General features: G+C 75.5%; 4 protein-coding genes. All 4 read left to right on the top strand.

The features are described from left to right. A partial coding sequence (locus ABZ641_RS26195; protein ID WP_359985473.1) for a hypothetical protein occupies positions 1-714 on the top strand: 714 nt, incomplete at its 5' end. A gap of 13 nt (positions 715-727) precedes the next feature. After that, a complete protein-coding gene (locus ABZ641_RS26190) occupies positions 728-2,110 on the top strand; it encodes an AMP-binding protein (protein ID WP_359985471.1) in 1,383 nt (460 codons plus the stop codon). Further along, positions 2,091-3,659: a hypothetical protein gene (locus ABZ641_RS26185; protein WP_344627591.1), complete on the top strand. Its 1,569-nt coding sequence runs from the start codon at positions 2,091-2,093 to the stop codon at positions 3,657-3,659. Before ABZ641_RS26190 ends, ABZ641_RS26185 begins: the two co-directional genes overlap by 20 nt. Next, on the top strand, positions 3,656-4,740 hold a 1,085-nt coding region (locus tag ABZ641_RS26180), incomplete at its 3' end, for an Ldh family oxidoreductase (RefSeq protein WP_359985468.1). The genes ABZ641_RS26185 and ABZ641_RS26180, both read left to right, overlap by 4 nt.

The raw sequence follows: 4,740 nt of genomic DNA, 5'->3' as shown, positions 1-4,740 counted from the left end.
GCCGCGACGACCGCCGCGACGACCGCCGCGACGACGGCCGGGCCGGGTGCCGGGACGACCCGGGCGGTCTCCCGCGCCGAGGGCCTCGCCCTCGGCGCGGGCGACGGCCTGCTGATCGACACCTGCCAGGCCGCACCCGCCTCGATGCGCCGGTTCGCCACCATGAACCCCTTCCACCGCGACCGCCGCTGGCGGATCCCGGTGCCCGGCACCGCGCAGACCTCCCAGTCGCTGGAGAACGTCTGGCAGGCGCTCAAACTCGTCGACGGCCGCACCGACCTGAGCCTGCTCGCCCGGCCCGCCGAGAAGCGGCCGCCGGACCACCTGCGCGGCCCCCGCTTCGACTACGCGGCCTCCACGGTCAGCTTCGCCGGACGCCCCACCGACCTGGTGACCGCCCGCTACCTGGTCTACCTGCCCGCCTACCTGCACGTCCTGGACCGGCTGGTGCCCGACGCCGTCGTCGCCGAGATCACCGGCGCCCTCGCCGCCGGCCGCGACGCCGTCTTCTACGACTGGGACGACAACCACGACATCGAGGACCCGCGCACCTCGTACAGCCACTCGGCGATCCTCGCCGCCTGGTTCGGCGGGCGGATCGAGGAGCTCGCCGACCGGCGGGCGGCCTGGCTCGCCGCCCGCCCGGGGTGCGCCGCCCCCTGCGGCCCGCCGCCGCTGCCCCTGACCCGCTACCGGCGGATCCACCGCCGCTGAAAGGCCGTCAGCCATGCATCTTCCCCGAGGAATAGCCGGCCCGCTCTACTGGCAGGAGCAGCGCCTGCGCGGCCGCGGCTCCGTCCGCGAGCGCCTGGAGTGGCTCCGTGCCAACCAGGAGCGCACCCCGGCCGAGATCGCCGAGCTGCAGTTCGACAAGCTCCGCGCCACCGTCCGGCACGCCTACCGGACCGTCCCGTACTACCGGCGGATCATGGACGAGCGCGGGCTGCGGGACCTGGAGTCCCCGGCCGACCTGCGCAAGCTCCCGGTGCTCAGCCGCGACGTGCTGCTCCGCGAGCAGGACGCCCTGCTCTCCTCGGAGGCCGACCGGGCCACCCTGCAGACCAACTTCTCCTCCGGTTCCACCGGCCGCCGCGCCCAGTTCCAGCAGGACGCCGACTTCCGGCTGTGGATGCGCGCCCACCAGCTGCGCACCTACGAGTGGTGCAGCGGCTGGCAGTTGGGCGACCCGTTCGTCCTGCTGTGGGGCTCCGAGATCTACTGGTCGTTCAAGCAGCTCACCGACCGGGCCGAGAACCTGCTCACCAACCGGCGGGAGTTCAACACCTTCCGGCTGTCCCCGCAGCTGATCGACTCGGTGCTCGACCGGCTGGTCCGCTTCCGGCCGGCCCTGGTCAGCACCTACTCCAACGCCATGCACCTGATCGCCAAGGAGGCCGAGCGCCGCCAGGTCCGGATCCCCGGCCTGCGCGCCGTCCAGGGCACCTCCGAACCGCTGCCGCCCGCCCTGCGGGAGACCATCGGCCGGGTGCTCGACTGCGACGTCTACGACAAGTACGGGATGCGGGAGACCAACATCGTGTCGCACGAACAGCCCGGCGGCGGGCCGATGCTGATCCAGTCCGAGAACGTCTTCGTCGAGTTCCTCGACGAGAACGGCGACCCCTGCGAGGACGGGCAGACCGGCCGGCTCGTCCTCACCACCCTCAACAACCGCTCCATGCCGCTGATCCGCTACGAGACCAGCGACCTCGCGGCGCCGCTGCCGCACACCTCCGCGCTGCCCTATCCATGCATGACCCCGGTCGCCGGTCGCCTCCAGGACCTCATCGTCACCCCGTCCGGCGACCACATCGACGCCTACCTGTTCTCGTACCTGTTCATGCGCTTCCCCGAGGTGCACTGGTTCCAGGTGGTGCAGAGCGAGCCGGACCGCCTGCAGATCAAGGTCTACACGCCGGAGGGTCTGCGCAAGGGCACCGCCACCGAACTCACCGAGCGCATCCGGCACCACACCGGCTACCCGTTCACCGTCGAGTTCGACAGCCTGACCCGCATGCCGGAGTCCTCCACCGGCAAGTTCCGCCTGTGCGTCTCCGAACTCGGCGCCGCGAGCACGGGCGGGGGTGCCCGTGCGACCGCCACGGCCTGACACCGCCCCGCTGCTGCCGCACCACGGCGAGGTGCTGCCCGAACCACCGCCCGTCCCGGCGCCCGCGCTGCCCTGGCACCCGCCGCACGACGGCACGCAGGTCCGGGCGCTGGTCGACACCCCGCTCCAGGACGGCGGCTTCGACCTCGGCCGGTTCGCCCGCTGGCTGCGCGAGGCCGACGTCCTCGACCAGGACCCGATCGAACTGCCCGGCGCCACCGTCACCCTGCCGCACGGCATGCGGCTGATCCGCCGCTTCGACGAGATCGCCATGCGCACCTACGAACGGCACGGCTACGAGCAGTACGACTACCCGATGCTCGTCCCCGACTCGGTGCTCGAACCCACCCGGCGGATCATGTCGCTGGAGGGCTCCCTGCTGTACGCCGGGGACGACGGCGACTGGGCCGCCGACCGGCGCCGCATGGTGCTCACCCCGACCGGCGAGGGCGCCGTCTACACCCACTGGGCGCGGATCGTCCGCTCCCGCCACGACCTGCCGCTGCGCACCTACCGCCGGGCCCGCTACTTCCGCCCGGCCCGCTCCGGCCGCAGCGTCTTCCGGGCGATCGAGGCCCCCGACATCTACGAGTTCCAGGCCTGCTACGCCGACGCCGAGCAGGCCCGCGAGGGCCTCGCCGACGCCGTCGCCATGGCGGACCGGCTCTGCACCGAGATGCACGTCCCGGTGCTGTGGTCCCGGCGGCCCCCGTGGACGAACAACACCGCCGTCTCCGAGACCACCATCGGCGGCGACGTGCCGCTGCCGCACGGCGGCACCCTGCAGACCGGCTGCCTCTACGGCCAGGGCAGCCGCTTCTCCGAGCTGTACGACGTCGGCTTCCGCGAAGGCGCCGAACGCCGGCACACCCACCACGTCACCGGCGCGCTCACCCGCCGCCTGGTGCTGACCCACCTGATGCTCGGCATGGACTCCGAGGGCGGACTGCTCGTCCACCCCGACCTCGCCCCCGTGCACGTGGCGCTCACCCTCACCACCGACGACGCCGAGCAGCAGGCCGAGGCCGGCCGGCTGGTCGACCTGCTCACCGCCCGCGGCCTGCGCTGCGAACTGCGGGCCGGTGAGGGCCGCACGGCCGCCGGCCGGCACCACCGCCGCTGGCGCCGCCAGGGCGTGCCGCTCCGGGTCTACCTGCAGCCGCGGCGGCGCCCCGGCGACCGGATCCGGGCCGTCGTGGTGCGCTGCGACACCCGCGAGGAGGCCGTGCTGCTGCCCGACGACCTCGGCTCGCTGGCCGCCCTGCTGCCCGCCGCCGTCGCCGAGGTCGGCGCCGGCTACCTGCGGCGGGCCCGCGGCTTCGCCCGCCGCCAGTGCCGGCCCGTCGACCGCGCCGACACCGCCCGCGAGGTGCTCGCGGAGCGCGGCGTCGCCGTCGCCCCGCTCGCCGACACCCGGGAGAGCGTGCTGGAGGTCGCCGGCTGGGGACTCGGCGAGGTGCTCGGCTTCCGCGAGGCCTCCGAGGCCGCGCCCTGCGCCGTCACCGGGCGGCCCACCACCTCCGTCGCCTACATCTCGCCGCGGACGTGACCGCCCCGCCCCGCCCCGGCGGCCCGCCCCCGCTGCGGGTCGTCGTGGTCACCGGAGCCCCCGGTGCCGGCAAGACCGAGGTCGGCCGCCGGCTGGTCCGCCGCTACCGCGGCCCCGCCGCGCTGATCGACACCGACACCGCCGCCGACGTCTACCCCTGGCGCGCCGACGAGCGCCAGTACGCGCTGATCGACCGCAACCTGCGCGCCCTGCTCGCCTCCTACCGGGAGTGGGGCGCCGAGGTCGTCGTGGTCAGCGGCGTCATGCTGCCCGGACGCACCCTCGACCGCTTCGCCGACCTGCTCGCCGACCCGGACCTGGAGTGGGTCTTCTACGGCCTGCGGGCCGGCCCCGGGCAGCTCGCCGCCCGCATCCGCGGCGACCACAAGATGCAGGAGGCCGACGGCCGGCTCGCCTGGGGCCACCTCGACGCCGAGGTGCCGGGCGTCCCCGGGGTGCGGCTGGTCGACACCGACCGCCTGACCCTGGACGGCGTGGTCGACACCATCGCCGCCCGGGAGGCCGCCGACCTGGCTCCCCGGGCGGTCGCCCCGCCGGTGCCCGCGCCCTCCGTGTCCGCCTCTCCGGTGCCCGGCGCGCCGACCCGGCGGGTCACCGCCGAGGAGGCCGCCGCGGTCTGCCGGGCGGCCCTCGCCGGGGCGGGCTTCCCGGCCCGGACGGCCGCCGCGACCGCGGACGACCTGGTCGCCGCCGAACTCACCGGGCGGCCCTCGCACGGCCTGCTGCGGGTGCCCGAGTACCTGGCGGAGGCGGCGGCCGGACGGCTCGCCCCGGCGGCCCGGCCCCGGGTCCGCCGCACCGGCCCGACCACCTCGCTGCTGCTCGGCGCCGACGCCCCCGGCGCCGAGGTCCGCCGCCGCCTGGTGGCGGAGCTCTCCCGCGCCGCGGACCTCGGCCCGGTCGTGGTCGGGCTGCGCGGCGCCGGGCACCTCGGCCGGCTCGCCCCGCTCGGCCGGGAGGTCGCCGAGCGCGGGCTCGTCCTGCTCGGCTTCGTCAACTTCCGCGGCGCCGGCGCCCGGGTCGCCCCGGCCGGCTCCACGGGCTGCGCCAGATCGTCGAC

This window comes from Kitasatospora sp. NPDC007106, from assembly GCF_040634455.1.
Taxonomy (GTDB): Bacteria; Actinomycetota; Actinomycetes; order Streptomycetales; family Streptomycetaceae; genus Kitasatospora; species Kitasatospora arboriphila.
This window is presented reverse-complemented; position numbering and strand designations above follow the sequence as displayed.